Here is a 24122-nt window from a genome sequence, read left to right on the forward strand (position 1 = left end):
GGGGGCGGCCAGGCCCCGGCCGCCGGCGGCACGGCAGGACCCGTGCGGGCCCTGCCGCGGCGCCGGCGCCGGTCGCGCGGCACCCGCGTCCCGGTCACCCTGCTGCTCCCGGCACTGCTCGGACTGGCCTTCCTGGTCCTGCCGCTGGTCGGCCTGCTGGTCCGGGCGCCGTGGAGCGACCTGTCCGAGCAGCTCACCAGCCCCGCCGTCTGGGACGCGCTGCGCCTGTCCCTGATCAGCGCGACGGCGGCCACCGCCGTGTCCCTGGTCCTCGGCGTCCCGCTGGCCTGGCTGCTCGCCCGCACCGAACTGCCGGGCCGCCGGGTCATCCGGGCGCTGGTCACCCTGCCGCTGGTGCTGCCGCCGGTGGTCGGCGGCGTGGCGCTGCTGCTGGTGCTCGGGCGGCGCGGGATCGTCGGCTCCTGGCTGGAATCGGCCTTCGGCCTCACACTGCCCTTCACCACCACGGGCGTCGTGATCGCCGAGGCCTTCGTCGCGATGCCGTTCCTGGTGATCAGCGTCGAGGGCGCGCTGCGGGCCGCCGACCCCCGCTACGAGGAGGCCGCCGCGACCCTGGGCGCCTCCCGGCTGACCGCCTTCCGGCGGGTCACCCTGCCGCTGATCGCGCCGGGGATCGCCGCGGGCGCCGTCCTGGCCTGGGCCCGGGCGCTCGGCGAGTTCGGCGCGACGATCACCTTCGCGGGGAACTTCCCCGGCCGCACCCAGACCATGCCGCTGGCCGTCTACCTGGCCATGGAGTCCGACCCGCAGGCCGCGATCGCGCTGTCACTGGTGCTGCTGGTGGTCTCCGTCGCCGTCCTGGTCGGGCTGCGCGACCGCTGGCTGTCGGCGCCGTGACCCGCCCCGCCGGGACCCCGGCCGCGGCGGTGGCGCCACGGCCCGCCCGCAGCTCCCCGGCCATCCCTCCACACGCCTGGACGCCGACTCCCAACGCCTGGAAGCCGACCCGATGAGCACCGACAGCCCTGCGAGCGCCGCCGCCCTCGACGCCCGACTGCGGGTCGACCGGCCCGCGTTCACCCTCGACCTCGACCTCACCGCCGCCTCCGGCGAGGTGGTCGCGCTGCTCGGCCCGAACGGCGCCGGCAAGTCCACCGCACTGCGCGCCCTCGCCGGCCTGCTCCCGCTCACCGACGGCCACCTGCGCCTCGACGGCCGCACCCTGGAGGACCCGGCCGACCGGGTGCACACGCCCGCTGAGGAACGCCCGGTCGGCGTGGTGTTCCAGGACTACCTGCTGTTCCCGCACCTCAGCGCCCTCGACAACGTCGCCTTCGGCCCGCGCTGCCAGGGCCGCCCCAAGCGCGCCGCCCGGGCCGAGGCCGCCGTCTGGCTGGAGCGGATGGGCCTGGCCGACCACGCCGCCGCCCGCCCCGGTCGGCTGTCCGGCGGCCAGGCACAGCGGGTGGCGCTGGCCCGGGCGCTCGCCGCCCGCCCCCGGTTGCTCCTGCTCGACGAACCACTGGCCGCTCTGGACGCCCGCACCCGCCTCGACGTGCGCTCCCAACTGCGGCGCCACCTTGCCGAGTTCGAGGCAGTGGCGGTACTGGTGACGCACGACCCGCTGGACGCGATGGTGCTGGCCGACCGGCTGGTGGTGATCGAGCACGGGCGCGAGGTGCAGTCCGGCAGCCCGGCCGAGGTCGCCCGGCGGCCGCGCACCGACTACATCGCCCGCCTGGTCGGGCTGAACCTGTACCAAGGCCGGGCCGAGGGCACCCGCGTCACGCTCCCGGACGGCACCGTGCTGGCCACCACGAAGGAGCTGGACGGCCCGGCGTTCGTCGCCTTCCCACCGTCCGCGGTGACCCTCTACCGGGAGCGTCCGCAGTCCAGCGCGCGCAACCTGTGGCGGGCCGAGGTCGCCGGTCTGGACCTGCACGGCGACCGGGTCCGTGCCGAGCTGGCCGGCGACCTGCCGATGGCCGCCGACCTCACCCCGGCCGCCGTCGCGGAGCTGGAACTGGCCCCCGGGGTGACGGTCTGGGCCTCGGTCAAGGCCACCCAGACCCACGCCTACCCGGCCTGATGAGCCGCCCGCCGGCCCGGGCCTCCGCCCGCCGGCCTGAACCTCCGCTCGCCCCGCTCGCCGGGGCCCACCGGTGCTACTCCGACGGCTCGACGAACCCCGACTCGTACGCGGCGATCACCGCCTGGGTACGGTCCCGCGCGCCCAGCTTCGCCAGCACGCTGCTGACGTGCGTCTTCACCGTCTGCACGCCGAGGAACAGCCGCTCGGCGATCTCCCCGTTGCTGAGACCGCCGGCGACCAGCCGCAGCACCTCCGCCTCGCGCTCGGTCAGCGCCGCCCGCTCCATGGCGGCGCGGGCGGTCGGGTTGCCGTGCCCGGCGGCCAGGCGGCGGATCGCGGCCGGGAAGAGCAATGACTCACCCGCAGCCACCAGCCGTACCGCCTGCGCGATCTCGGCCGGGCGGGAGCGCTTGAGCAGGAAGCCGTCGGCGCCCGCGCGCAGCGCCTGGTAGACGTAGTCGTCGTTCTCGAAGGTGGTCACGACCAGGATCCGCGGCGGCCGCTCCCCCGGGGTCCCGGTTCCCGATCCGGTTCCCGTTCCGGGGCCGGTACTGATGCCCGTGCCCGTGCCCGTCCCGGTCCCGGTCCCGGTCCCGGTCCCGATGCCCGTGCGCAGCAGCTCACGAGTGGCCGCCAGTCCGTCCATCACCGGCATCCGGACGTCCATCAGCACGACGTGCGGGCGCAGCGCGCGGGCCATCGCCACCGCCTCTGCACCGTCGGCGGCCTCGCCGACCACCCGCAGGTCGGGCTGCGCCTCCAGGACGGCCCTCAGCCCGAACCGGACCAGCTCCTCGTCGTCGGCGAGCAGGACGTCCGTCATCCCCGCAACCCCGCCGGCCGGACCGTCAGCCACAAGATCGTTCGTCACGAGCCCAAGCGTAGGGGCAGCCGGACCCGCAGCACCCACTCCCCGCTGCCGTCCTGCGACGCCCCTGCCGCAGCCTCCCCGCCGAGCAGCGCGGCCCGCTCATGGATGCCCCGCAGGCCCTTGCCGCCCTTGCGCGTTGCGGTGGCCGAAGGCCGTCCCGGGCCCGCCGGGGCCCGGACCCCGCCGGCCGGGGAGCGCGGTCCGCCGGACGAGGAGCGTGGTCCGCCGGCCAGGGGGCGTGGTCCGTTGCCGGCCAGCCGGTTGGCGCAGCTCAGCTCCAACTGCCCGCCCCGGACGGCGATGCGAACCTCGACGGGCTCTCCCGGTGCGTACTTGAGCGCATTGGTGACGCCCTCCTGGACGATCCGGTAGGACTCACGGGAGAGCACCCCGGGCAGCGAACCGGCCGCCACCTCGACCCGCGCCTCGACCGGGCTGCCGGCCGCGCGGGCGGTGTCGAACAGCGCCGGCAACTGGTCGATGCCGGGCTGTTCGGTGGCCGTCCCGTTCGCCCCGGGCGGGGTCTCGCGCAGCAGGACGAGGGTGCGTTCGAGGTCCTCCATGGCCTGGCGCCCGGTCTCCTCGATGACTTCGAGCACCTTGGCGACGAACGCCGGATCCCCGACCTCGCGCGCCGCACCCGCCTGAAGGACAGTCACCGTCAGTGCGTGGCCGATCGAATCGTGCAGCTCCCGGGCCAACCGGTTGCGTTCCAGCAGCCGTTCGGCCCGCAGCTCGGCCGCCGCCAGTCGCTCTGCCGGGGACGGACCCAACAGCCTGACAGCCATGGCCAGTTGCAGGTGACCTGCGCCGACCACCAGCCAGCCGAAGCCGAACAACGCCACCGGCAGGAGCAGGAGGTAGCGCGGCCCCTGCGGTCCGGCCAGCAGCTCGCCGGCCGCGTTGACGCCGAACGTGATCGCCATCCCGACCGCCGAACCGAGCGCGACCCGGCCGATCAGCCAGAGCGCGGTGCGCCACCGGTCGGCGCGGCTGCGGGAGGACTCGGCGGCGATGTCCTGCTCGCGGTCGGGCACCAGCAGCAGCCGGGCCTGGACCCCCTCCGCCCGCCGCGCCGCCGGGATGAGCGCGACGAGCACCAGCAGCACGGAGTCCACGGCGGCGCTCTCCAGCAGGATCCGCGGGAGGGAGAGCCGGTACGTCCCCGGATAGACCAGCAGCACGACGCCCGCGAAGATCCACCCGACCAGGAGGTGCAGCAGCCGCGCGTACGTGGCACCGGCCAGCAACGGCGCAAGGATCCTGGGCACGGCGATCTTGGTCACCTGGCCATCCTGCCAGGCCACCGGAGCCTCCCGGATCCCGCTCCGGGTGCGAACACCCTCCCTCCCGGGAGGGAGACGCCTCCACTCCGCGGCGGGATCCGCCGGTCCGGCCCGGTCCGGTCGAATGTGACCACCGGCCGGAACCACCGGCAGCGGCAACGACACGGCGCGACGCCACCACGCAGCGCCACCGTGCAACGACCGGAGGGGAGCACGCCCGTGATCGAGATCCAGGGCCTGACCAAGGAGTACGACGGACGGCGGGTCGTCGACGACCTGTCCTTCGAGGTCCGCCCCGGCGTGGTGACCGGCTTCCTCGGCCCGAACGGCGCGGGCAAGAGCACCACCATGCGCCTGGTCCTCGGCCTGGACCGGCCCACCTCCGGACGCGCCCTGATCGACGGCCACGCCTACGCCGAACTCCCCCACCCGCTACGGCAGGTCGGCGCCCTCCTGGACGCCCACGCCCTGCACGGCGGCCGGACGGCGCGCGGCCAACTGCGCTGGCTCGCCGCGAGCAACGGCATACCGGAGCGCAGGGTCTGCGAGGTGCTCGCGCAGGTCGGCCTGGCGGACGCGGCCGGGCAGCGGATCCGACGTTTCTCCCTCGGCATGCGCCAGCGCCTCGGAGTGGCCGCCGCGTTGCTCGGCGACCCTGCGGTGCTGCTCCTCGACGAACCGGTCAACGGCCTCGACCCCGAGGGCATCCGCTGGATCCGCACCCTGCTGCGCGACCTCGCCGCCGAGGGCAGGGCGGTACTGGTCTCCTCCCACCTGATGAGCGAAATGGCCCTCACCGCCGACCACTTGGTGGTGATCGGACGCGGCCGGCTGCTGGCCGACGCCGCCACCTCCGACTTCATCGACCGCCACGGCCGCACCCGGATCCGGGTGCGGGCGGTCGATCCGGCCAAGCTGGCCGCGCTGCTCGGCGGCGCCGGTCACGACCTCGACGCCACCCGGGTCGACGGCGGCGCCTGGGAGGTGAGCGGCGCCGAACCCGAACGGATCGCCGCGCTCGCCGCCGCCAACGGCGTGGTGCTGTACGAGATCGCGACCCAACAGGACTCCCTGGAGGAGGCGTTCATGCGGATGACGGCGGACAGCGTCGAGTACCGGACGGAGACCGCCGCATGAGCGCCGGCCCCCTCGGCGCGACGGCCCCGGGCACCTCACGGTCGCCCCACGCCTTCGACGCCTTCCGTGCCGAGCGGATCAAGCTCACCACCCTCCGCTCGCTCTGGGTCACCCCGCTGCTCGCCGCCCTGCTCACCGCCGGGGTCACCACGGCGATCGGCGCGGCCCTCGGCGCCAAAGACCACACCATCACCGACGACCCGAGCGTCGGCGTCTTCTACGGCCTCAACTTCGGCCAGGCGGCCCTGGCGTGCTTCGGCATCCTGCTGATCGGCCAGGAGTTCAACACCCGCATGATCGACGTGTCGCTCACCGCCGTCCCGCACCGCGGCCGACTGTACGGCGCCAAGCTGGCGTTGGGCGCTCTGGTCGGCCTCGCCGTCGGCGTCGTCGGCACGGCGGGCGCCTTCGCGGGGTACGCGGCCACCGTCCCCGGCGCCTGGGACGGGCCCGCCCTGGTCCGCAGCGCCGTCGCCGGGGTGCTCTACCAGGCGCTGCTGGTGGTGCTCTGCCTCGGGGTGACCGCTCTGCTGCGCAACCTCACCGCCGCCATGGGGCTGCTGGTCCCCACCGTCTTCCTGCTCTCGCCGCTGCTCAGCGGCGTGCCCGGAGTCCGCCGGGCGGCGCAGTTCCTGCCCGACCGGGCCGGCCAGTACGCGCTGCGCTACGTCGACGACCCACAGGTCGGGTACGGCCACTGGACCGGACTGCTGATCATGACGCTCTGGACGGCCCTGGCCGCGTACGGCGGCCTGCGCGCGATGCGCCACCGCCCCACCAAGTGACCCCGGGGGAACGGGAGATGGGAGAGAGCATGAGTACGCTCATCGGCGCCCTGCGGGCCGAACGGATCAAGTTCACCACGCTGCCCTCGCAATGGGCGGCACCGCTGACCGCCCTGGTGCTGACCGTCGGCATCACCGCCGCGGTCAACGCCGCCTACGGAGCCAAGGACCACACCCCCGGCGAGGACCCGGCCGGCGGGATCTACTACGGGCTGCTGTTCGGCCACGTCGCCGTGGCCTGCTTCGGAGTCCTGCTGATCGGGCAGGAGTTCAACACCCGGATGATCGGCGGTTCGCTCACCGCCGTCCCTCGCCGCAGCCGGCTGTACAGCGCCAAGCTCGTGCTCGGCGCCGGACTGGGCCTGCTGCTCGGGCTGGCCTCGACGGCGGGGTCGTTCCTGGCCGTGGACGCCGTCGGCGGCGTGGACCTCTCCACCCCCGGCCTGAGCCGCAGCTTCCTGGCCGGCGTGCTCTACCACCCGATGATGGTGCTGATCTGCCTCGGACTGACCACGATGCTGGGCAACTTCAGCGCCGCACTCGGACTGCTCACCCCCATGGTGTTCCTCGGCACCACCTGGCTCGCGGCCATCCCCGGCGTCCGCGAGGTCGGCCAGTTCCTGCCCGACCGGGCCGGCCTCCACGCGATGCGCACCCAGCCCGAGCCGGGCGTCCACTACGGACACTGGACCGGACTGCTGATCATGGCGCTCTGGACGGCCCTGGCGTCCTACGGCGGCCTCCGCGCGATGCGGCGGTACGAAGCCTCCGGTTCGTAGCAGCAGACGGGGACGTGGTGCCGGCGAACAGATGACAGCTTTCAGATTTCGACATCTGTCATCTGTTCGCTGTCATCTGTTCGCTGTCATCTGTTCGCCGTCGCTCGTCCGCCGCCATCGACCCTCCGACCTCGGCACCGGCCCTCAGCACCAGCCCTCGGCACCGGCCCTCAACGCAACGCCGGGTGCTCCGCGATCACCGTGCAGCTGCCCGGGGCGATCTCGGTGAATCCGGCGTCCTGGACCACCGGCAGTCCGCTGCGGACCAGTTCCTCCCACGCTCCCGGTGCGGCCGTCCGCACCGCGAGCGCGAAGCCGGACTCCGCCCACTCCTTGCGCTGCGCCTCGTCCAGCCGCCACCAGGCGAGCTGGGCGGCGTGCCCGGTCTGCGCCATCGTCTTGCCTGCGCTCATCTCCAGCTCCGGATTGAGCCACAGCACCGGCACCCCGGACCCGGGCGCGCCGACCTCGGCCGTCTCCTCCAAGTCCGTCCCGGAGACCTGAAGCTTGGCCAGCTCCTTGGGCCAACCGTCCAGCGGGACCGGCGGGAACACCCGCACCTCAGCCTCCCGCCCCCGCACCGTGACGCCCGGCAGCTCGCCCGCCCGCCGCCACTCCCCGCCCCGGGCCCGCCGGACCACCTTGCGGATCCGGGCGTCCTCCCAGGCCACGACCCGCTCGGCCCACTCGCCGTCCTCCTCGGTCACCCGCGGGTCGGACAGCAGCGTGAGCACCGCCCGGGCCGAGGTCTCCAGCGCGTCCGTCCGCCCCGGCGGGGTGGCCCGCTCCATCCGGACGACCAGCGGCAGCACGTACTGCGGCCGCGCGTCGCGGCCCTCCAGGGCCGGGGAGTCACCGGAGCCCGGGTCAGCCGGGGACGGCGCAGCGGACGAGGTGGACGGAGCAACGGGAGCCGGGGCGTCGAACGGAGAAGTCACCCGTCCAGCATGCCAGTCCCGCCCCACCCCGCTCGGCCCGCCCCGTTCGTCCCGCCCCACCCGGTCAGCGCAGCCGTTGGCGCAGCTCGTCCACGGCTGCCCGGATCCCCGCGCCGTAGGCGTCCTCGGGCAGCACGTCCAGGGTGCGCACGGCCCGTTCGAGCTGCTCGCGCGCGAGGTCGGGCTCGCCGGGCTTGAGGTGGTCCGAGGCCAGGTTGAGGTGCAACGACGGGTAGAAGGCGCGCACCTGGCGGGCCGGCTCGTAGGTCCGGGCGCGCTCGGCGGACATGTCCACAGCCTGACCGCCCGTCCGCCGGACCGCCCCGCCCGTCCCGGTCGGCCGGTCGGCTCCGGTCGGCCAGTCGGTCGGTCGGCTCCGGGCTGCCCGTTCCCGACGGGTCCGACGCCCGGTCAGCGCCGGTAGCCGCGCTGCGGGTCGCGCTCCTCCGCGTCCTCGTACATCAGGAACCAGCCCTCCGGGTGCGTGGCCGCCAGCAGCATCTCCGTCCGCTGCTCCGAGCCCAGCTCCGGGTCGCCGTCGTCCGGCCCGTAGACGCCGAACAGCTCGTCGTTGCAGCCTTCCCAGTCGTAGTCGTAGAGGTCGGCCGGAAGGTCGCCCATCATGTCCGCCACCGACTCGGGCTGCGCGCCGAGCAGCGCCCGGGCGTCCACCAGCGCCATCCGCAGGGCGAGGTCGTCGGCCAGGCAGCGCGGTAGCGGCCACTCGCCGAGCGCGAGGTCGTCGGCCAGGTCGTCGAAGGCCCGGGCCATCGCGCGCCGCCAGCCACGGTGCATTCGCCAGGTGCGCTGGGGCAGTCGGCCGAAGACCGTCCAGTCGGTGTCGTCTCCGTCGGCGACCGGCTCGTCCCCGTGCTCGTCGAGGTCGTCGTAGGCGGCGTCGGCCAGGCCGAGCAGCTGCGCGTGGAGCAGGCAGGCGGTGCGCGGGGTGAGCGTCCAGTCCGCGCCCGCGCCGCCGTCCTCATCCTCGCTCTCCAGCGGGAACAGCTCGGCGAAGTCCGGTGAGAAGTCCTCGGTCACGCTGATCTCCAGCGTGCCGCCGACCGCCTCGATCCCGGGGATGGCGGCCACCAGCCGGTCCGGGTGCAGCAGCGCGCCGAGTGCCGCGTTGGCGTCCTCGGCGACCTCGCGCAGCAGTTCACGGCGCTGGCCCGCCGGGTCGATGCCCTCGAAGTCCAGCTCCTCGACGGCCCTGATCGCGGCCGCGCGCAGGGCTGGCCAGTCGGTGATCCGCAGGCCCAGCACCACCGTCGCCTCGATCTCCTGCGCGCCGGAGTCCTCCGCCGCGCCCGGCCCCTGTGGATGATCGCTTCGCTCGCCCATGGGGCTACGGTACGGCTTTTCGGCCGCCCGATCACCGGTCCGGACCAGCTTCCGGAAGCCTTCTCGGCCACGACCCGGTCCGGCCTCTGTCACTCGGACGCCTCGCATGGGCAGGATGGGCCCCATGGCTGACATCAACGAGTACGGCGGCGGGCAGGGCCCGAACGCCGACGTCCTGGTCGTGACCACCAATGACATCCCCGGATTCCGGGTCGACCGCGTGATCGGCGAGGTCTTCGGACTGACCGTCCGCAGCCGCCACATCGGCAGCCAGATCGGTGCCGGCCTGAAGTCCCTGATCGGCGGTGAGCTGCGCGGTCTGACGAAGACCCTGGTCGAGAGCCGCAACGAGGCGATGCAGCGGCTGGTCGAGCAGGCCAAGGCGCGCGGCGGCAATGCTGTCCTGATGATGCGCTTCGACGTCACGGAGGCGGCCGACGTCGGCACCGAGGTCTGCGCCTACGGCACCGCCGCGGTGATCTCCCCGATCGCCTGAGCACCCACCGCCCACCGCCCGCAGCCCCCCGCGCGCCACCCCCGCGCCCTCCGCCCGGATCGAGGAGGCGGTGGAACCGGCGGGAACAGTCGCCGCGCCCCGAATGTTTCACGGGCGTGACTGTTTACGGTGCAACGAACGACGGTGCAACGCAGGCCCGTGCAACGCAGGCTCGTGCGACCGACGACGGTCCGACGAGCGCCGCGCGGCAGCGCGTGGACGTCCTGGTGGTGGGCGCCGGGCAGGCAGGCCTGTCCGCCGCCTACCACCTGCGCCGCCGCGGCTTCGCCCCGCACCGGGCGGGCGCCGACGGCGGCTTCGTCGTGCTCGACGCCGACGCCGCCCCCGGCGGCGCCTGGGCGCACCGCTCGCCGTCCCTGCGGATGGCCACCGTGCACGGCTTCCACGACCTCCCGGACGCCGAGCTCCCGCCGGTCGTCCCCGAGGCCCCCGCGCGCGAGGTGGTGCCGGGGTACTTCGCGGCGTACGAGGCCCGGCACGCGCTCCCGGTCGTACGCCCGGTCGCGGTGCGCGCCGTGCGTGCCGAGTCCGAGCGCCCGGACTCGCGGCTACTGGTGGAGACAGACCGCGGCACCTGGTCGACCCGCGCGCTGATCAACGCCACCGGCACCTGGACCCGCCCGTTCCTCCCGCACTACCCGGGCCACTTCACCGGCCGCCAGCTGCACTACGCCGACTACCGCGGCCCGGAGGAGTTCGCGGGCAAGCGCGTCCTGGTGGTGGGCGGCGGCGCCTCGGCGATCCAGGTGCTGTCCGAGGTGGCGGCGGTCGGCGAGACGGTCTGGGTGACCCGATCCGAACCCGTCTACCACGACGGGCCGTTCACCCCCGAGTACGGACGCGCGGTGGTGGCCAAGGTCGAGGAGCGGGTCCGGCAGGGCCTGCCGGTGCGCAGCGTGGTGAGCGTGACGGGACTCGGCCCGTCCGTGGCCTACCGGCGCGCCGAGGAGCTGGGCGCGCTGCACCGCCGGCCCGTGTTCGACCGGCTCACCGAGCACGGGGTCGCCTGGGGCGACGAGGAGTCGGCGGTGGACGCGATCGTCTGGGCGACCGGATTCCGGCCCGAGGTCGGCCACCTGGCCCCGCTCGGTCTGCGCTCCCCCGGCGGCGGCATCGCGCTCACCGGCACCCGCGCCACCGCCGATCCGCGCGTGCACCTGGTCGGCTACGGCCCGTCCGCCAGCACGGTCGGCGCGAACCGGGCCGGGCGCGCGGCCGTCAACGACCTGGTCAAGCTGCTCGGCGAGCCGGCGCAGCAGCCCGCCCCGGCGGCGGTCTGACCGCCCTCCGGTGGCCGGCCGCCGGCCGCGCGACGGGCTGCGCAGCCCGGCCGCATCTGCTCAGCGGTCGTAGTCGACCGTCACCCGGTCGGTGACCGGACGGGCCTGGCAGGTGAGGACGTAGCCCGCGGCCAGTTCCTTCTCCTCCAGGGCGAAGTTGCGGCGCATCTCCACCTCGCCCTCGGTGACCAGGGCGCGGCAGGTGCCGCAGACGCCACCCTTGCAGGCGAACGGCAGGTCGGGGCGGGAGCGCTGCGCGCCGTCCAGGATCGAGCGGTCGCACGGGAGGGTGAGGGTGCTGCCGCGGCCGTCGAGCACGACGGTGACCTCGCTGTGCGCGCCGGTCTCGCCGTCCGACGAGGCGTCCGTCCGGTCCCAGTCCTCGTCGCGCTCCGGCAGCGGCTCGTCCTCGGCGTGGAACAGCTCCTGGTGCACCCGCTCGCCCGGCACGCCAAGTTCGGCGAGCAGGTCCTTCGCTCCCGTGACCATGCCGAACGGGCCGCACAGCCACCAGTGGCCGACGTTCCCGACGTCCACCAGTGCCGCCAGCAGCGCCCTCACCCGCTCCGGGTCCAGGCGGCCGCTGAGCAGTTCGGCGTCCCTGGTCTCCCGGGAGAGCACGTGGACCAGCTGGAAGCGGCCGAGGTAGCGGTCCTTCAGGTCGGCCAGCTCGTCGGCGAACATCACGGTGTCGCTGCGGCGGTTGCCGTAGAGCAGGGTGACGGTCGAGCGGCGGTCGGCGGCCAGCACGGAGCCGGCGATCGACAGCATCGGGGTGATGCCGGAGCCGGCCGCGAGCAGCACGTGATCGGCGGGGACGCCGAGTTCCGGGGTGAAGAGGCCCGACGGCGTCAGGACCTCCACCTCCTCGCCGGACCGCGCCTCACGCACCAGCCAGCGCGAGAACAGCCCGCCCGGCACCTCGCGGACGGCGATCCGCAGCGGGCCGCCGACGGGGGCGCAGATCGAGTACGAGCGGCGCTCGTCCACGCCGTCCACCAGCTTGCGCAGCGTCAGGGTCTGCCCGGGGCGGAAGGCGAACTCCTCCGCCAGCTCGTCGGGCACCGCGAAGGTCACCGCGACGGCGTCGTCGCAGAGCCGCTCCACCCGGTCGATCCGCAGCCCGTGGAAGGTGGGGCGGCGGGCCGGGCGGATGCCGGTCGCCCGGGTGCCGGCGGCGGGCGAGGCGGCGTCCGCGACGGCGGCGGAAGGCGAAGCGGCGGCGGGCGAGGCGGCGGGCATTCAGATCTCCTTGACGCGTTCGAAGGGCTCCCGGCAGGCGCGGCAGCGCCAGAGCGCCTTGCAGGCGGTGGAGCCGAAGCGGGACAGCTCCTCCGTCTCCGGGCTGCCGCACTGCGGGCACGGCACGGGTGCCGCGCCGGTGGCGGCCCGGGCCGCAGCTCCGGTCGCGGTACCGGTCACGGCTCCGGCGCGGGTCGGGCCGAGGGCGAGTGGGACCGGTCCGGCCGCGCGGACGGCGGAGGTCGGGCGCGGCGGGGCGATGCCCGCCTCGGCGAGCTTTCGGCGGCCCTCGGCGGTGATCAGGTCGGTGGACCACGGCGGGTCCAGCCGCAGCCGCACCCGGACGTCCGGGTACCCGGCCGCACGCAGCCGGCGGTCCACGTCGGCGGCCATCTCGGCGACCGCGGGGCAGCCCGAGTAGGTCGGGGTCAGCCAGGCGGTGACCGCGCCGGTGCCGCCGTCCACCTCGACCCCGGCCAGGACGCCCAGGTCCGCCAGGGTGAGCATGGGCAGCTCCGGGTCCGGGACGGCCCCGGCGACCGCCCGGGCCGGCTCGCGGGCGGTGTCCGCGGCGGCGACGCCCGCGGTTCCGGTCACCGCGTCGGCGGCGAGCTGCCCGGTCACCACGTCGCCCCCGGGTGTGCGCGGGCCACCACCTGCAGTTCGGCGAGCAGCGGACCGAGGGCCTCGGTGTGCACGCCGTCGCGGCCGGCCCGGCCGAGGACGGTGGCCAACGGCGGCACCTCCGGCACGGTCAGTCCGGCCTCGGCGAGGACCGCCCCGAGCGCGCCCAGCACCGGCTCGCGCAGGGTCGCCGGGTCGACGCCCACCCGCAGCTCCACCGGGTGCGCCGTGAACAGTTCCTCCAGCAGCGGCCACACGGCGTCCAGCCCGGCCTGCATCCGCTCGGCGGAGTGGGGCGTGCCGTCGCCGAGGCGCAGCGTCCAGGCGGTGGCGTACTCGCGGTGGTAGGCCAGCTCCTTGACCCCGCGCGCCGCGACCGCCGCCAGCACCGGGTCGGGGTGCGCGCTCAGTGCCTCGTACAGGGCGCCACGCGCGGTGGCGAAGAGCAGCAGCCGGGCGATCGAGTAGGCGAAGTCGCCGTTCGGCGTCTCCACCAGCCGGACGTTGCGGAACTCGTGCTCCTCGCGCCAGTACGCCAGGTCGTCCTCGGTGCGGCCGGTGCCGTCCGCCTGACCGGCTCGGGTCAGCAGCAGGCGGGACTGGCCGAGCAGGTCGAGGCCGAGGTTCGCCAGGGCGACCTCCTCCTCCAGCTCGGGCGCCCGGGTGCACCATTCGATCAGCCGCTGGGCCAGGATCAGGGCGTCGTCGCCGAGCATCTGGCAGTAGGCGGCCAGGTCCGTGCCGTCCGTCCCGGCGGGCAGGGCGGTGTCGACGCCGAGCAGCGGGTCGGCGAAGCCCGTCCCGTACGCCCAGCGGCCCTCGCCCTCGGGGCCGGGGGCGGCCTCGGCCAGGCTGAGGTAGACGTGGTCGTCGTGACCCGCATGGTCCCCGTGGTCCCCGTGGCCCGCGTGGCTCTGCTGGCCCGCGTGGTCCTGGTGGTCCCCGTGGTCGGGGCCGGAGGCGGTGTGCTCCTGCGTGGCGGTGTGGTCCTGCATGGCGGTTCCCCCGTCAGATGTGCGGGACATCCTCGGGGATGTCGTAGAAGGTCGGGTGGCGGTAGACCTTGTCGCCGCTGGGCTCGAAGAACGGGTCGCGCTCGTCCGGGGTGGAGGCGGTGATCGCGTCCGAGCGGACCACCCAGAGGCTGACGCCCTCGTTGCGGCGGGTGTAGAGGTCGCGGGCCGCGAGCAGGGCCATCCGGTCGTCGGCCGCGTGCAGCGAGCCGACGTGCACGTGGTTCAGGCCGCGCCGGGGGCGCACGAACACCTCGTACAGCGGCCAGCCGGCCTTGGACCCCGCCGTGGGCACCGCCTTGGACTCGGCCATGGGCTCGGTCACTTTCCGTTCTCCTGTTCCGTGGCGTGCTGGACGTGCTGGGCCTGCGGCCCGGCCGCGGCGGACTGCTCCGCAGCGCGCTTGGCCGCGTAGGCGACGGCCGCCTCGCGCACCCAGGCGCCGTCCTCGTGGGCGGCGCGGCGGCGTTCGACCCGCTCTGCGTTGCACGGGCCCTGACCGCGGATGACCCGGTTCAGCTCGGACCAGTCCGGCTCGCCGAAGTCCCAGCCGCCGCGCTCCTCGTTCCGGCGCAGCTCGGGGTCGGGCAGGGTCACGCCCAGGTGCTCGGCCTGCGGGACGCTCATGTCGACGAACCGCTGCCGCAGCTCGTCGTTGCTGTGCCGCTTGATCCGCCAGGCCATCGAGCGGGCGGTGTTGGGCGAGTCCGCGTCCGAGGGGCCGAACATCATCAGCGACGGCCACCACCAGCGGTCCACGGCGTCCTGGACCATCCGGCGCTGGGCCTCGGTGCCGCGCATCAGCGTCATCAGGAGCTCGTAGCCCTGCCGCTGGTGGAAGGACTCCTCCTTGCAGATCCGCACCATCGCCCGGGCGTACGGGCCGTAGCTGCAGCGGCAGAGCGGCACCTGGTTGCAGATCGCCGCGCCGTCCACCAGCCAGCCGATCACACCGACGTCGGCGAAGGTGAGGGTCGGGTAGTTGAAGATCGAGGAGTACTTCTGGCGGCCGGAGATCAGCTTCTCGGTCAGCTCGGCGCGATCGACCCCGAGGGTCTCGGCGGCGGCATAGAGGTAGAGGCCGTGACCGGCCTCGTCCTGGGCCTTGGCGAGCAGGATGGCCTTGCGGCGCAGCGAGGGGGCCCGGGTGAGCCAGTTGCCCTCGGGCTGCATGCCGATGATCTCGGAGTGGGCGTGCTGGGCGATCTGCCGGATCAGGGTCGCCCGGTAGGCGTCGGGCATCCAGTCCCTGGGCTCGATCCGCTGCTCGGCGGCGACGACCGCCTCGAACCGGTCCTCCGGCGCCTGCGCGGGAACCGGCTCGGCCACCTCTGCTGTCACCACGGTCCCCTCTCGTGTCCTGCGCGCCGGTCCGCCCGGGGCCCGGGCACCAACCGACTGACCGTTCGGTCGGTACCATTCTGCGCGGCGGGGCGGAGGGATGGCAAGGCACGAAACAGATAACAGCTGACAGATTTCGAAATCTGTCAGCTGTTATCTGTTATCTGTCAGCTGTTCGCCGTCGCCCGTGAGCTGCGGCAGCCGTCGGCTGTGAGCCGTGGCGGCGGTCGGCCATGAGCTGCGGTCGGCGGTCGGCCGTGTGTCGCAGCAGTCGCAGCCGTCGTCAGCCGCCACCCCTCGGCCGCTACCCGCCGTCCGCCCGGCCACCCGACTCGGGCGGCGGGCCGCCACCGGCGCACCACCCCGCTCAGCCCTCCGCGCGGTCCCGCAGTCGCGGCAGCGGTACGGCGAGGAGCGCCGCCAGCAGCGCGATCCGGGGGGCGATCTGGTCCAGCCGGATGTGCTCGTGCCGGGCGTGCGCCCCGGCCCCGACCGCACCGAACCCGTCCAGGGTCGGGAGCCCGCGCGAGCCCGGAAGGTTGGTGTCCCCCGCCCCGCCGGCCGGAGCGCCGTCCAGCGGCTGCCCGAGCACCGCCGCGAGCGAACGCACGTGCCGCAGCAACGGGTTGCCGGTCCGCTCGGGCCACGCCGGACGGCTGGACAGCACCTCCGTCCGCACCCTGGCCCCCGGGCGCAGCGCGGTGAGCCGGGCGAGGTGGTCGAGCGTGCGGCGCTGCGCCTCGGCGGTGGAGAACCGCAGCCCGAGCTCGGCCTCGGCCCGGCCCGCAATCACGTTGGCCCGCGAACCCCCGCTGATCCGGCCGGCGTTGAGCTCCGTACCGGGCTGGCCCGCGAGGCCGCGGACCAGCACGAGCTGGTCCACCAGCTCGTCGACCGCCGACACCCCGTCGTGGGCGTCGTTGCCGGCGTGCGCCTCGCGCCCGGTCACGGTGAGCCGGACCCGGGTACTGCCGCGCCGGGCGGTCTTCAGCCGGCCGTCGGGGTGCGGCGGTTCGAGCCCCAGCACCGCGGCGGCGCCGCGCAGTTGGCGCTCGACCAGGCGCCGCCCGTCCGGACTGCCGACCTCCTCGTCGGAGACCACGACCAGCCGCACGGTCCGGTGCGGCCGCTCCCCGAGGTCCGCGAGCAGGGCCAACGCGCCCTCCAGGATGGCGAGTCCGCCCTTCATGTCGACCACGCCGGGCCCGGTGAGCCGACCGTTCTCCTCGGTGACCGGCCAGTCCGCCAGGGTGCCCGCCGGCCAGACGGTGTCGTGGTGGCCGACGATCAACAGGTGCGGCAAGGACTCGTCCCGTCCCTCCCACTCCAGGACGAGGTGGTCTCCGGCCGGGCCGGGCTCGCGCCGGGCGGTGGCACCGGTGGCACGGAAGCCGGACGCCAACTCCTCGGCGAGGGCGTCGAGTCGGGTGGCGTCCCCACTGGGCGACTCGATCCGGGCGAGGTCGGCGCAGCGGCGTCGGACGGCGCCGGCAAGGGTACGGGCGCGGACACTGAGCGCCTGTGGCAGGCCGGGCAGTGCCGCGGTGACCGGCGCGCTCCCGGCGGGGGCGGTGGTTCTGGAAGCGGCGGCCGGCCCGGGGTTCGTGCCGACTGCCGGGGTCGGCACGGGCGAGGTCTGGGCGGGCGACATATGGGCAGGCGAGGACTGGGCGGGTGAGGACTTGGCGGGCGAGGTCTGGGCCGACGGGGGCGGCGGCGCCGAAGGAGCGGGCGCCACGGCTGCGGTGGCTGCCGCGGTGACGGCGACGGCGGCGAGGGCTTCGCCGTCGGCGGCCGCCGGGACGGTGGACGGGTTCCGGTCGGTTTCCGCGGCGGCACCCGGCGCGGCGGACGACCCGACGATCTGGGGACTCAACGCGCGCCTCCGCGGCCGCCGCCGGTATTCAGCGGTCGGGACGGCCGACCGCTCCCGCCCGGGTACCAGGCCCGGCCGGACCGCGCCGTGCGGCCGGGATGATCGGCGGCCCTCCGGAACGGTCCGTCTGGCCCAAGTGCGGTGGAACGGCTGGGCGGCGTGCTTGGCATGTGTGTCCTCCTCGCTCGATCCGGTGGCCCCGGTCCGCCCGGAGCCCCGTGGACGGCGGCCTCCCGGCGGCGGGCGCAGTGGCCGGACCGCCGCAGGGAAGCCGAGATGTGAGCCTAGAAGAACCGTTCGGTTTCCTGCGAGGTGGCCCTGCTCCCAGCGTGCCGGTACCGGGCCCGACCTCGGGCACCCGTCGGGGAACGGCGACGGGCGCACGGCGCGCGGGCCTGGATCGGCGCGCGGGCGCGGTCGCCGGATCGCGCCCATCTCCACCATGGACCCGCCGCCCGACTTCGGCAGCGCAAACCGCCAAGGCACGGCATTTCCACGCCGGATGGGTGACAGCGGCTCAGCCCGCGGTACGAACCGGGAGCACGCGACGGCTCAGGGAAGCCCGACCGGACACCGGGCCTGACTCCGGGGGAACCTCCGGGGAACACCCGCGTGAACACCGGCCGATGGGATGCCCCGACGAGCCCGCCGTGCGCCGTCACCGGACGCAGCGCCGCCTCCCGGGGGCCCCGCAGCCGCCCAAGGCTCCACCGCCACCGGGCGTTCCGCGACCGCACGTGCCGTCGTCGCGGGTACCGCCACCGCGGGGCCGGACCGGCCGTCGCCCTCAGGGGCTGTCCCCGACCAACCCGGCATCGCGTGCCAGCAGCGCGGCCTGGACGCGGTTGCCGACGCCGAGCCCGGTCAGGATCCGGCTGACGTGCGCCTTGACGGTGCTCTCCCGCATCCCCAGGACGCCCGCGATCTCCGCGTTGGAGAGCCCGTCGGCGAGTTCGCGCAACACGTCGGTCTCGCGCGGGGTGAGTCCGGCGACCCGGCCGCGGGCGGCGACCGACCGGGGCGCGCCGACCCTGTGGTACCGGTCGATCAGGCGTCGCGCGGCCGCCGGGTGCAGCATCCCCTGTCCGCCCGCGACGACGTGCACGGCCCGGGCGATGTCGGCGGGCGGGGTGTCCTTGAGCAGGAAGCCGTCGGCCCCGGCGGCGAGCGCTTGGTACACGTACTCGTCCAGGTCGAAGGTGGTGAGCGCGATGACCCGCGGGGCGTCGGGCAGTTCACGCAGTCGACGGGTGGCGGCGATGCCGTCGAGCCGGGGCATCCGGATGTCCATCAGCGCGACGTCGACCCGTCGGCTGCCGGCGATCTCGACGGCCTGGAACCCGTCGGCGGCCTCGGCCACCACGGTCAGCGCCGGGTCCTGGGCCAGCAGGTCGACCAGTCCGAGCCGGACCAGCGCGTCGTCGTCGACCACCATCGTGCGGATCATGCGGTCTCCTCCGGCTGCTGCGTCGGCGGCTTCGGTCGCCGCTCCGGGTGCCTCGCTTGCGTCGGGTGCGTCGGGTGCGTCGCGTGCGTCGGGTGCCGCTTCGGCGGCCCGGGCGGCCCGGGGACTGCAGGCGGCTCGGACAGCTCGGACGCCTCGGGCACCTCGGATGCCTCGAACAGCTCGGGCTCCTCGGGCTCCTCGGCTCGTATCGGCGGCCGCGGACGGCCCGGCGCCGTCCCCGGCGGGCGGCCCGGCCCGGGCAACCGGGCGGAGATCCGGAAGCCGCCGGTGCCGTCCGGTCCCGCGTCGAGGTCACCGCCGAGCGCGCCGACCCGTTCGCTCAGCCCCACCAGGCCGTACCCGCCGCCCGTGCCCCGACCGTCGGACGGCGCCCCGGCCGGACCGTTGCGGACCTCGACCGTGGTCGCCGGCTCCCCGTAGCCGACCCGGACGGTGACCGGCGCGGCCGTCGCGTGCTTGCGGGCGTTGGTCAAGGCCTCCTGGACCAGGCGGTGCACGGCCAGCCGGTGGGTGGTCGGGACGGCCTCCGGGTCCCCGGAGAGGGCCAGTTCGACCCGCTGCCCCGCCTGGGTCGCCTCCCCGACGAGCTCGGCGAGGTCACGCAGGGCGGGTGCGGGGACGGACCCGGCTCCGCCCGGCGCAAGCGGCTCGCCCCCGCCGTCGGCCCTGTCCGGCGGGTCGGCGCGCAGTACTCCCAGGACGTCGCGCAGGTCGTCGAGCGAGCGGGCGGCTGTGGTGCGCAGCAGTTCGAGCCGGTGGCCGAGCCGGTCCAGGTCGTCGGCGACCGTGCCGGCCCGGGCCTGGTCCCGCAGCACTCCGGCGTGCAGCACCAGCAGGCTGAGACGGTGGGCCAGCACGTCGTGCATCTCCCGGGCGATCCGGGCGCGTTCGGCGGCCCGGGCCTGTTCGGCGCGCAGCTCGCGCTCACGGCGCAGCGCGTCGACCTGCTCGTGCAGGGTGTGGATCAGCACCCGCCTGCCGTGCAGCCACAGGCCGACCGACAAGGCGGCGGCCTGGACGAGGAGTTGGGCCCCGGTGGTACCGGCCCAGCCGACGGGCGAATCCGCGCCGGACCCGCTGGCCACCGCGATGACCGCTCCCCCGGCCACCGCCGGGCCGGTCCGGCCGAGGTAGGCGAGGTGGAAGACGCTGAACAACCCGGGGAAGGCCCGGTCGAACACCCCGGCGGTGAGCACCGGCAGGACGGCGGAGGCGACCGGGTAGCGGCGGGCGAGGAACAACGAGAGCGAGGCCAGCGCGGCCACGGCCGTACGCGGTGCGCGCAGCGGACCGTCCGCCTCAAGCCACTGCACCACGGCCTCCTCCACGGCGAGGGCGAGCAGGCCGAGCAGCAGCACCGTGTCGGTCCACGCCCGGTGGTCCGGGCCGTACCAGCCGAGCAGGCTCCTGCGCATCGGACCCCTCCTCCCGTCGACCCGAAGGCCTTCCGTCCGCCTGCGGTCCTCCTGGCGGCGGCTTCCTCCGCCCTGCTGCCGCCAGTCCCCCGCTTCCACCGCTTCCACCGCTTCCACCGCTTCCACCGCTTCCCCCCACCCCTCCGCTCCTCGTGCTCCTTCTGCCCTCTCTCCTCCTGTTCACCGCATCTGGCTTCGGCCCGTCCCCGACCCGGGGCGAGGAACTCGGGCCCGGGGCTCGGGACTCGGACCCGGAACTCGGGCTCGATGCCAGGTGCGTCCGGCATCGAGCCGCCCCTGTCCTCCGGCCACCCGCACCCTCGACTTTCGTCGGGGGCGCCTGTCACTGACCGGCCGATCCGCGGCGGTCCGGCCCTGCCTAGCGTCGATGACATGACGAACGACCAGCTCGGGCGCCGCCCCGACTCCACCTCCCCGAAGCGGAGTTCATCCTCCGCGGGGGACCATCTGCTGTTCCTCGCCGAGGCCCTGCGCACCTTCCACGACACCGGCGCGCTGGCCCCGAGCGGCCCGGACCTGGTGAACGCCCTGGTCGTACCGGTCCTCAGCCGTCCGAACCGTCCGATCTCGGTGCTGGAGGTCGGCGCCGGCACCGGCGTCGTGACCCGCCGCCTGGTCCGGGTGCTGCGCCCGGGCGACCGGTTGCACGTCGTCGAGGCGAACCCGCGGTTCGCCGACCGGCTGCGGGAGGACCCGGTGCTGGCCGCCCGCCACCCGGGGGCCGGGCTGCGCATCTCCGGCTGCCGGGTCGAGGAACTGCCGCACTGCCGGACGGCGGTGGCGGCACCGGGAGCCGGACCGGAGGAACACGGGGAGCGGTATGACGCGATCGTGTCCGGACTGCCGTTCACCAACTTCCACCCCGCGCGGGTGCGCGAGATCCTCGACCTCTACCTGCGGCTGCTGACGCCCGGCGGCGAGCTGACGTACTTCGGGTACCTCGGCACCACGACGGCGCGCACCCTCACCTCGGGGCCCCACCGGAGCGCCCGTCACCGGGCGGTGGTGCGACTGCTGCGGCAGTTCGAGGCGGCGTACGGGCTCGGCGGGCGCACGGTGTGGCGCAACCTCCCGCCCGCCCGCGCCCACCTCCTCCGCTCCCCGGGCGGGCACGAGGACTGGGGGACGCCCGGGGGAACGGTCACCGCCCGCAGCGCGACGGCCCGGGCCGCGGCGACCGACGGCGCGACGACCGACGGCACCTCAACCGAAGGCGCAGCAACCGAAGGCACCTCAACCAACGGCACCGCGAGCGAGCCGACGGGCGGGGCGGCCCCCACCGCTCGATGATGGACCGGGGCCAGGCCCGGCTCCGACTCTCCGGCAATGAGGAGCCGCGATGACCCTCTCGGTCCGCGACGTGGAAGACCGGCACCGCTTCGAAGCGTGGGTGGACGACGAGCTCGCGGGCTTCGCCGAGTACCTGCGCAGCGACCACCTGGTGGTCTACCCGCACACCGTGGTCGAGCCCGCCTTCGAGGGCCGGGGCATCGGCAGCGCGCTCGCCCGCGCCGCACTGGACGACGCCCGCGCCCGCGACCTGCCCGTCCTGGCCACCTGCACCTTCATCAAAGGCTGGATGCTCAGGCACCCCGAGTACACCGACCTCGCGTACGAGAACCGCAGCCGGGTCGCCGACTGATGGCCGACGAACCAACCGGCGAACCAACGGGCGAACCGGCAGGCGAACCGGCCGACGGCGGGGAGAGCGCCCGGGAGAGCGCCCACGAGAGCGCCCGGTGGGGCGACCGGGGCGGCGACCGGGGCGGCGGCGCCCGCACCTACGAGGGTGCGGGCATCGCCGTCAGCTTCGACGCCCGGGTCTGCCGGCACGCCGCCGAGTGCGTGCGCGGCCTGCCGGAGGTGTTCGACACCGGGCGGCGGCCGTGGATCACACCGAACGCGGCGGTGCCCGAGGCCGTCGCCGAGGTGGTGCGGCGCTGCCCCACCGGCGCGCTGCGCTACCGGCGGGCCGACGGCGGCCTTGAGGAGCCGGACCGGCCGACCACGGTGCTGCGGACGGCGGACGGACGGCTGCTGGTGCGCGGGGACCTGCGGGTGACGGGCACGGACGGCGAGGTGCGGGACACCCCGCGGGCGATGCTCTGCGGCTGCGGGCTCAGCGGCGGGCAGCCGTACTGCGACCGGTCGGGAGCGTGCCGCAACACCTGACGGATGACGACCAACAGATGACAGCCGACAGATTTCAACTTTCAGATGACAGACGACAGCGAACAGATTTTGAAATCTGTTCGCTGTCGTGGCATAGTGACACCCGGGCCACCCTGCCCGCGCCGCCGCGCCCCGCCGTCAGTGCCGCGCCGCCACACCACGGCGCCGCCGCACTCCCGCGCCGCCCGGCGTCGCACCCGCCCCTTGGACCTCGGAGTCACCCATGTCCTCGCACACCCGCCCCGCGCAGCGCCCGCTCGGCACCACCGGGCCCGTCACCTCGACCCTCGGCCTCGGCTGCATGGGCATGTCCGACATGTACGGCCCGGCCGACGAGGCCGAGAGCATCGCCACCATCCATGCCGCCCTCGACGCCGGGATCACCCTGCTCGACACCGGTGACTTCTACGGCATGGGCCACAACGAACTGCTGATCCACGAGGCGCTGCGCGGCCGCGACCGCGACCGCGTGCAGATCAGCGTGAAGTTCGGCGCCCAGCGCAGCCCGGACGGCCAGTGGCTCGGCTACGACACGAGCCCTGCCGCCACCAAGACCGCCCTCACCTACACCCTGCGCCGTCTGCGCACCGACTACGTCGACGTCTACCGCCCGGCCCGCCTCGACACGGAGGTCCCGATCGAGGAGACCGTCGGTGCCATCGCCGACCTGGTGAAGGCCGGCTACGTACGCCACATCGGCCTCTCCGAGGTCGGTGCCGAGACCTTGCGCCGCGCCGCCGCCGTCCACCCGATCAGCGACCTGCAGATCGAGTACTCGCTGCTCACCCGCTCGATCGAGGCCTCCGTCCTCCCCGCCGCCCGCGAGCTCGGCATCGGCATCACCGCGTACGGGGTGCTCTCCCGCGGCCTGCTCAGCGGCCACTGGAGCCCGGAGCGGGCCCTCGCCGGGACCGACTTCCGCAGCCATAGCCCGCGCTTCCAGGGCGAGAACCTGACGCACAACCTGGCACTGGTGGAGGAGCTGCGCGCGATCGCCGCCGAGAAGGGCGCGAGCGTCGCCCAGGTCGCCATCGCCTGGGTGGTCTCGCGCGGGCAGGACGTCGTCCCGCTGGTCGGCGCCCGCCGCCGGGAGCGCCTCACCGAGGCCCTCGGCGCCCTCGACGTCACCCTGACCGGGGCCGACCTCGCCGCCATCGAGGCCGCCGTCCCGGCCGGCTCCGCCGCAGGTGACCGGTACGCTGCCGCGCAGATGGCCCGTCTGGACAGCGAGCGCTGACCTCCCCGGGCTCTCCGCACACACGCAGCTCCACCGGTACCTCAGCTCCACGGCTCCACAGCGCCGCAGCTCCACAGCACCGCAGCACCAACCGACCGACCGCACGACCCTAAGGACGGACCTCCCCGTGACCACGGACACCACACTCACCGCCGAGCAGATCCTGATCGCGGCGGAGGACGTCCTCCGGCGGTTCGGCCCGGCCAAGGCCACCGTCGTGGATGTCGCCCGGATCCTCGGCGTCAGCCACAGCAGCGTCTACCGCCATTTCGGGAGCAAGGCCGCGCTGCGCGAGGCGGTCACCCAGCGCTGGCTCGACCAGGCGCACCACGAGCTGGCGGCCATCTCCACCGAGGGCGGCCCCGCCGCCGATCGGCTGCACCGCTGGCTGACGACGCTGTTCGCGGCCAAGCGGAAGAAGGCGCTCGACGACCCGGAGCTGTTCGCCACCTACATGGTGCTGGTCGACGAGAACAGCGGCACCGTCGACGCGCACATCGACACCCTGGTCCGGCAGATCGGACAGATCTTCCAGGACGGCGTGGACGCCAAGGAGTTCAAGCTCGCCCACGTCCAGAACACGGCCCGCGCCGTGTTCGACGCCACCGCCCCGTTCCACGACCCGGCCTACGCGGCCACCTGGTCGTCGCCGGGCGCGGACGACCGCTTCGAGGCCGTGTGGAAGCTCGTCCTCGGCGGCCTCGCGGCCAGGTGAGCCACCCGCAC

At 74.8% G+C, this 24122-nt stretch carries 25 protein-coding genes; 12 read left to right on the forward strand and 13 right to left on the reverse strand.

Annotation, left to right across the window (positions count from 1 at the left end; genetic code table 11):
* Positions 1-42: 42 nt before the first annotated feature.
* A complete protein-coding gene (locus AB0D10_RS03515; RefSeq protein WP_360250692.1) occupies positions 43-858 on the forward strand; it encodes an ABC transporter permease in 816 nt (271 codons plus the stop codon).
* A 112-nt stretch (positions 859-970) separates the two neighbouring features.
* A complete protein-coding gene (locus tag AB0D10_RS03520; RefSeq protein ID WP_360250489.1) occupies positions 971-2050 on the forward strand; it encodes an ABC transporter ATP-binding protein in 1080 nt (359 codons plus the stop codon).
* 76 nt (positions 2051-2126) lie between these two features.
* Here AB0D10_RS03520 and AB0D10_RS03525 read toward each other — a convergent pair whose 3' ends face one another.
* The gene (locus tag AB0D10_RS03525) at positions 2127-2876 is read right to left on the reverse strand and encodes a response regulator transcription factor (RefSeq protein ID WP_360250695.1); all 750 of its coding nucleotides are present in this window, start codon (positions 2874-2876) and stop codon (positions 2127-2129) included.
* A 44-nt stretch (positions 2877-2920) separates the two neighbouring features.
* The gene (locus AB0D10_RS03530) at positions 2921-4210 is read right to left on the reverse strand and encodes a histidine kinase (protein ID WP_360250492.1); all 1290 of its coding nucleotides are present in this window, start codon (positions 4208-4210) and stop codon (positions 2921-2923) included.
* Positions 4211-4429: 219 nt separating this feature from the next.
* On the opposite strand from AB0D10_RS03530, the gene AB0D10_RS03535 reads away from it, so the two are divergent.
* Genes AB0D10_RS03535 through AB0D10_RS03545 form a run of 3 tightly spaced genes read left to right on the forward strand, consistent with a single transcriptional unit; the run spans position 4430 to position 6911 of the window.
* Positions 4430-5347 carry an ABC transporter ATP-binding protein gene (locus AB0D10_RS03535; protein ID WP_360250495.1) on the forward strand — a complete coding sequence of 306 codons (918 nt, stop codon included), beginning with the start codon at positions 4430-4432 and terminating at the stop codon, positions 5345-5347.
* On the forward strand, positions 5344-6132 hold the full coding sequence (locus AB0D10_RS03540; RefSeq protein ID WP_360250498.1) for a hypothetical protein: 789 nt from the start codon (positions 5344-5346) through the stop codon (positions 6130-6132). The genes AB0D10_RS03535 and AB0D10_RS03540 overlap by 4 nt, the downstream gene beginning before the upstream one ends.
* Before the next feature lie 29 nt (positions 6133-6161).
* Positions 6162-6911: a hypothetical protein gene (locus AB0D10_RS03545; RefSeq protein WP_360250501.1), complete on the forward strand. Its 750-nt coding sequence runs from the start codon at positions 6162-6164 to the stop codon at positions 6909-6911.
* A gap of 170 nt (positions 6912-7081) precedes the next feature.
* Here AB0D10_RS03545 and AB0D10_RS03550 read toward each other — a convergent pair whose 3' ends face one another.
* From AB0D10_RS03550 to AB0D10_RS03560, 3 genes are all read right to left on the reverse strand, one after another.
* On the reverse strand, positions 7082-7753 hold the full coding sequence (locus tag AB0D10_RS03550; RefSeq protein ID WP_360250698.1) for an aminoacyl-tRNA hydrolase: 672 nt from the start codon (positions 7751-7753) through the stop codon (positions 7082-7084).
* A gap of 160 nt (positions 7754-7913) precedes the next feature.
* A complete protein-coding gene (locus AB0D10_RS03555; RefSeq protein WP_360250504.1) occupies positions 7914-8138 on the reverse strand; it encodes a hypothetical protein in 225 nt (74 codons plus the stop codon).
* A 122-nt stretch (positions 8139-8260) separates the two neighbouring features.
* Positions 8261-9190, reverse strand: coding sequence for a hypothetical protein (locus tag AB0D10_RS03560; RefSeq protein ID WP_360250507.1), 930 nt, complete (start codon positions 9188-9190; stop codon positions 8261-8263).
* Between the two features lie 124 nt (positions 9191-9314).
* Here AB0D10_RS03560 and AB0D10_RS03565 point away from each other — a divergent pair, with 124 nt between their 5' ends.
* Both AB0D10_RS03565 and AB0D10_RS03570 read left to right on the forward strand, forming a co-directional pair.
* A complete protein-coding gene (locus AB0D10_RS03565) occupies positions 9315-9686 on the forward strand; it encodes a YbjQ family protein (RefSeq protein ID WP_360250510.1) in 372 nt (123 codons plus the stop codon).
* Positions 9687-9901: 215 nt separating this feature from the next.
* A complete protein-coding gene (locus AB0D10_RS03570) occupies positions 9902-10987 on the forward strand; it encodes an NAD(P)-binding domain-containing protein (RefSeq protein ID WP_360250513.1) in 1086 nt (361 codons plus the stop codon).
* A gap of 60 nt (positions 10988-11047) precedes the next feature.
* On the opposite strand, the gene paaE is transcribed toward AB0D10_RS03570, so the two are convergent.
* From paaE to AB0D10_RS03610, 8 genes are all read right to left on the reverse strand, one after another.
* Positions 11048-12229, reverse strand: a complete 1182-nt coding sequence (gene paaE, locus AB0D10_RS03575) for a 1,2-phenylacetyl-CoA epoxidase subunit PaaE (RefSeq protein ID WP_360250516.1) — start codon at positions 12227-12229, stop codon at positions 11048-11050.
* The gene (gene paaD / locus AB0D10_RS03580; protein WP_360250701.1) at positions 12230-12826 is read right to left on the reverse strand and encodes a 1,2-phenylacetyl-CoA epoxidase subunit PaaD; all 597 of its coding nucleotides are present in this window, start codon (positions 12824-12826) and stop codon (positions 12230-12232) included.
* A gap of 23 nt (positions 12827-12849) precedes the next feature.
* The gene (gene paaC / locus AB0D10_RS03585) at positions 12850-13848 is read right to left on the reverse strand and encodes a 1,2-phenylacetyl-CoA epoxidase subunit PaaC (protein WP_360250519.1); all 999 of its coding nucleotides are present in this window, start codon (positions 13846-13848) and stop codon (positions 12850-12852) included.
* 13 nt (positions 13849-13861) lie between these two features.
* Positions 13862-14179, reverse strand: coding sequence for a 1,2-phenylacetyl-CoA epoxidase subunit PaaB (gene paaB / locus AB0D10_RS03590; protein WP_360250704.1), 318 nt, complete (start codon positions 14177-14179; stop codon positions 13862-13864).
* An 8-nt stretch (positions 14180-14187) separates the two neighbouring features.
* Entirely contained in the window at positions 14188-15195 is a 1008-nt protein-coding gene (gene paaA, locus AB0D10_RS03595; RefSeq protein WP_360250707.1) for a 1,2-phenylacetyl-CoA epoxidase subunit PaaA, read from the reverse strand.
* A gap of 379 nt (positions 15196-15574) precedes the next feature.
* Positions 15575-17083 carry a M20/M25/M40 family metallo-hydrolase gene (locus AB0D10_RS03600; protein WP_360250522.1) on the reverse strand — a complete coding sequence of 503 codons (1509 nt, stop codon included), beginning with the start codon at positions 17081-17083 and terminating at the stop codon, positions 15575-15577.
* 787 nt (positions 17084-17870) lie between these two features.
* Positions 17871-18530, reverse strand: coding sequence for a response regulator transcription factor (locus AB0D10_RS03605; RefSeq protein ID WP_360250525.1), 660 nt, complete (start codon positions 18528-18530; stop codon positions 17871-17873).
* Positions 18527-19966, reverse strand: a complete 1440-nt coding sequence (locus AB0D10_RS03610) for a histidine kinase (protein ID WP_360250528.1) — start codon at positions 19964-19966, stop codon at positions 18527-18529. The genes AB0D10_RS03605 and AB0D10_RS03610 overlap by 4 nt, the downstream gene beginning before the upstream one ends.
* Positions 19967-20359: 393 nt before the next feature.
* Between AB0D10_RS03610 and AB0D10_RS03615 the strand changes: the two genes are divergently transcribed.
* From AB0D10_RS03615 to AB0D10_RS03635, 5 genes are all read left to right on the forward strand, one after another.
* Positions 20360-21277 carry a translation initiation factor IF-2 gene (locus AB0D10_RS03615; protein WP_360250531.1) on the forward strand — a complete coding sequence of 306 codons (918 nt, stop codon included), beginning with the start codon at positions 20360-20362 and terminating at the stop codon, positions 21275-21277.
* Between the two features lie 49 nt (positions 21278-21326).
* Positions 21327-21629: a GNAT family N-acetyltransferase gene (locus tag AB0D10_RS03620; protein ID WP_360250534.1), complete on the forward strand. Its 303-nt coding sequence runs from the start codon at positions 21327-21329 to the stop codon at positions 21627-21629.
* Positions 21629-22159: a (4Fe-4S)-binding protein gene (locus tag AB0D10_RS03625; protein ID WP_360250537.1), complete on the forward strand. Its 531-nt coding sequence runs from the start codon at positions 21629-21631 to the stop codon at positions 22157-22159. Before AB0D10_RS03620 ends, AB0D10_RS03625 begins: the two co-directional genes overlap by 1 nt.
* Before the next feature lie 223 nt (positions 22160-22382).
* Entirely contained in the window at positions 22383-23396 is a 1014-nt protein-coding gene (locus AB0D10_RS03630; protein WP_360250540.1) for an aldo/keto reductase, read from the forward strand.
* 127 nt (positions 23397-23523) lie between these two features.
* The gene (locus AB0D10_RS03635) at positions 23524-24111 is read left to right on the forward strand and encodes a TetR family transcriptional regulator (protein ID WP_360250543.1); all 588 of its coding nucleotides are present in this window, start codon (positions 23524-23526) and stop codon (positions 24109-24111) included.
* Positions 24112-24122 lie beyond the last annotated feature (11 nt).

Source organism: Kitasatospora sp. NPDC048545 (assembly GCF_040651155.1).
Taxonomy (GTDB): Bacteria; Actinomycetota; Actinomycetes; order Streptomycetales; family Streptomycetaceae; genus Kitasatospora.

Excerpts from the sequence above, each read along its gene's own strand:
- AB0D10_RS03630 (WP_360250540.1), top strand. The coding sequence starts at position 22,383 with ATGTCCTCGCACACCCGCCCCGCGCAGCGCCCGCTCGGCACCACCGGG.
- paaE (WP_360250516.1), bottom strand. The coding sequence starts at position 12,229 with ATGCCCGCCGCCTCGCCCGCCGCCGCTTCGCCTTCCGCCGCCGTCGCG.
- AB0D10_RS03605 (WP_360250525.1), bottom strand. The coding sequence starts at position 18,530 with ATGATCCGCACGATGGTGGTCGACGACGACGCGCTGGTCCGGCTCGGA.
- paaB (WP_360250704.1), bottom strand. The coding sequence starts at position 14,179 with ATGGCCGAGTCCAAGGCGGTGCCCACGGCGGGGTCCAAGGCCGGCTGG.
- AB0D10_RS03525 (WP_360250695.1), bottom strand. The coding sequence starts at position 2,876 with ATGACGGACGTCCTGCTCGCCGACGACGAGGAGCTGGTCCGGTTCGGG.
- AB0D10_RS03520 (WP_360250489.1), top strand. The coding sequence starts at position 971 with ATGAGCACCGACAGCCCTGCGAGCGCCGCCGCCCTCGACGCCCGACTG.
- AB0D10_RS03560 (WP_360250507.1), bottom strand. The coding sequence starts at position 9,190 with ATGGGCGAGCGAAGCGATCATCCACAGGGGCCGGGCGCGGCGGAGGAC.
- AB0D10_RS03620 (WP_360250534.1), top strand. The coding sequence starts at position 21,327 with ATGACCCTCTCGGTCCGCGACGTGGAAGACCGGCACCGCTTCGAAGCG.
- AB0D10_RS03565 (WP_360250510.1), top strand. The coding sequence starts at position 9,315 with ATGGCTGACATCAACGAGTACGGCGGCGGGCAGGGCCCGAACGCCGAC.
- paaC (WP_360250519.1), bottom strand. The coding sequence starts at position 13,848 with ATGCAGGACCACACCGCCACGCAGGAGCACACCGCCTCCGGCCCCGAC.
- AB0D10_RS03610 (WP_360250528.1), bottom strand. The coding sequence starts at position 19,966 with ATGCGCAGGAGCCTGCTCGGCTGGTACGGCCCGGACCACCGGGCGTGG.
- AB0D10_RS03555 (WP_360250504.1), bottom strand. The coding sequence starts at position 8,138 with ATGTCCGCCGAGCGCGCCCGGACCTACGAGCCGGCCCGCCAGGTGCGC.
- AB0D10_RS03540 (WP_360250498.1), top strand. The coding sequence starts at position 5,344 with ATGAGCGCCGGCCCCCTCGGCGCGACGGCCCCGGGCACCTCACGGTCG.
- AB0D10_RS03545 (WP_360250501.1), top strand. The coding sequence starts at position 6,162 with ATGAGTACGCTCATCGGCGCCCTGCGGGCCGAACGGATCAAGTTCACC.
- AB0D10_RS03615 (WP_360250531.1), top strand. The coding sequence starts at position 20,360 with ATGACGAACGACCAGCTCGGGCGCCGCCCCGACTCCACCTCCCCGAAG.
- AB0D10_RS03625 (WP_360250537.1), top strand. The coding sequence starts at position 21,629 with ATGGCCGACGAACCAACCGGCGAACCAACGGGCGAACCGGCAGGCGAA.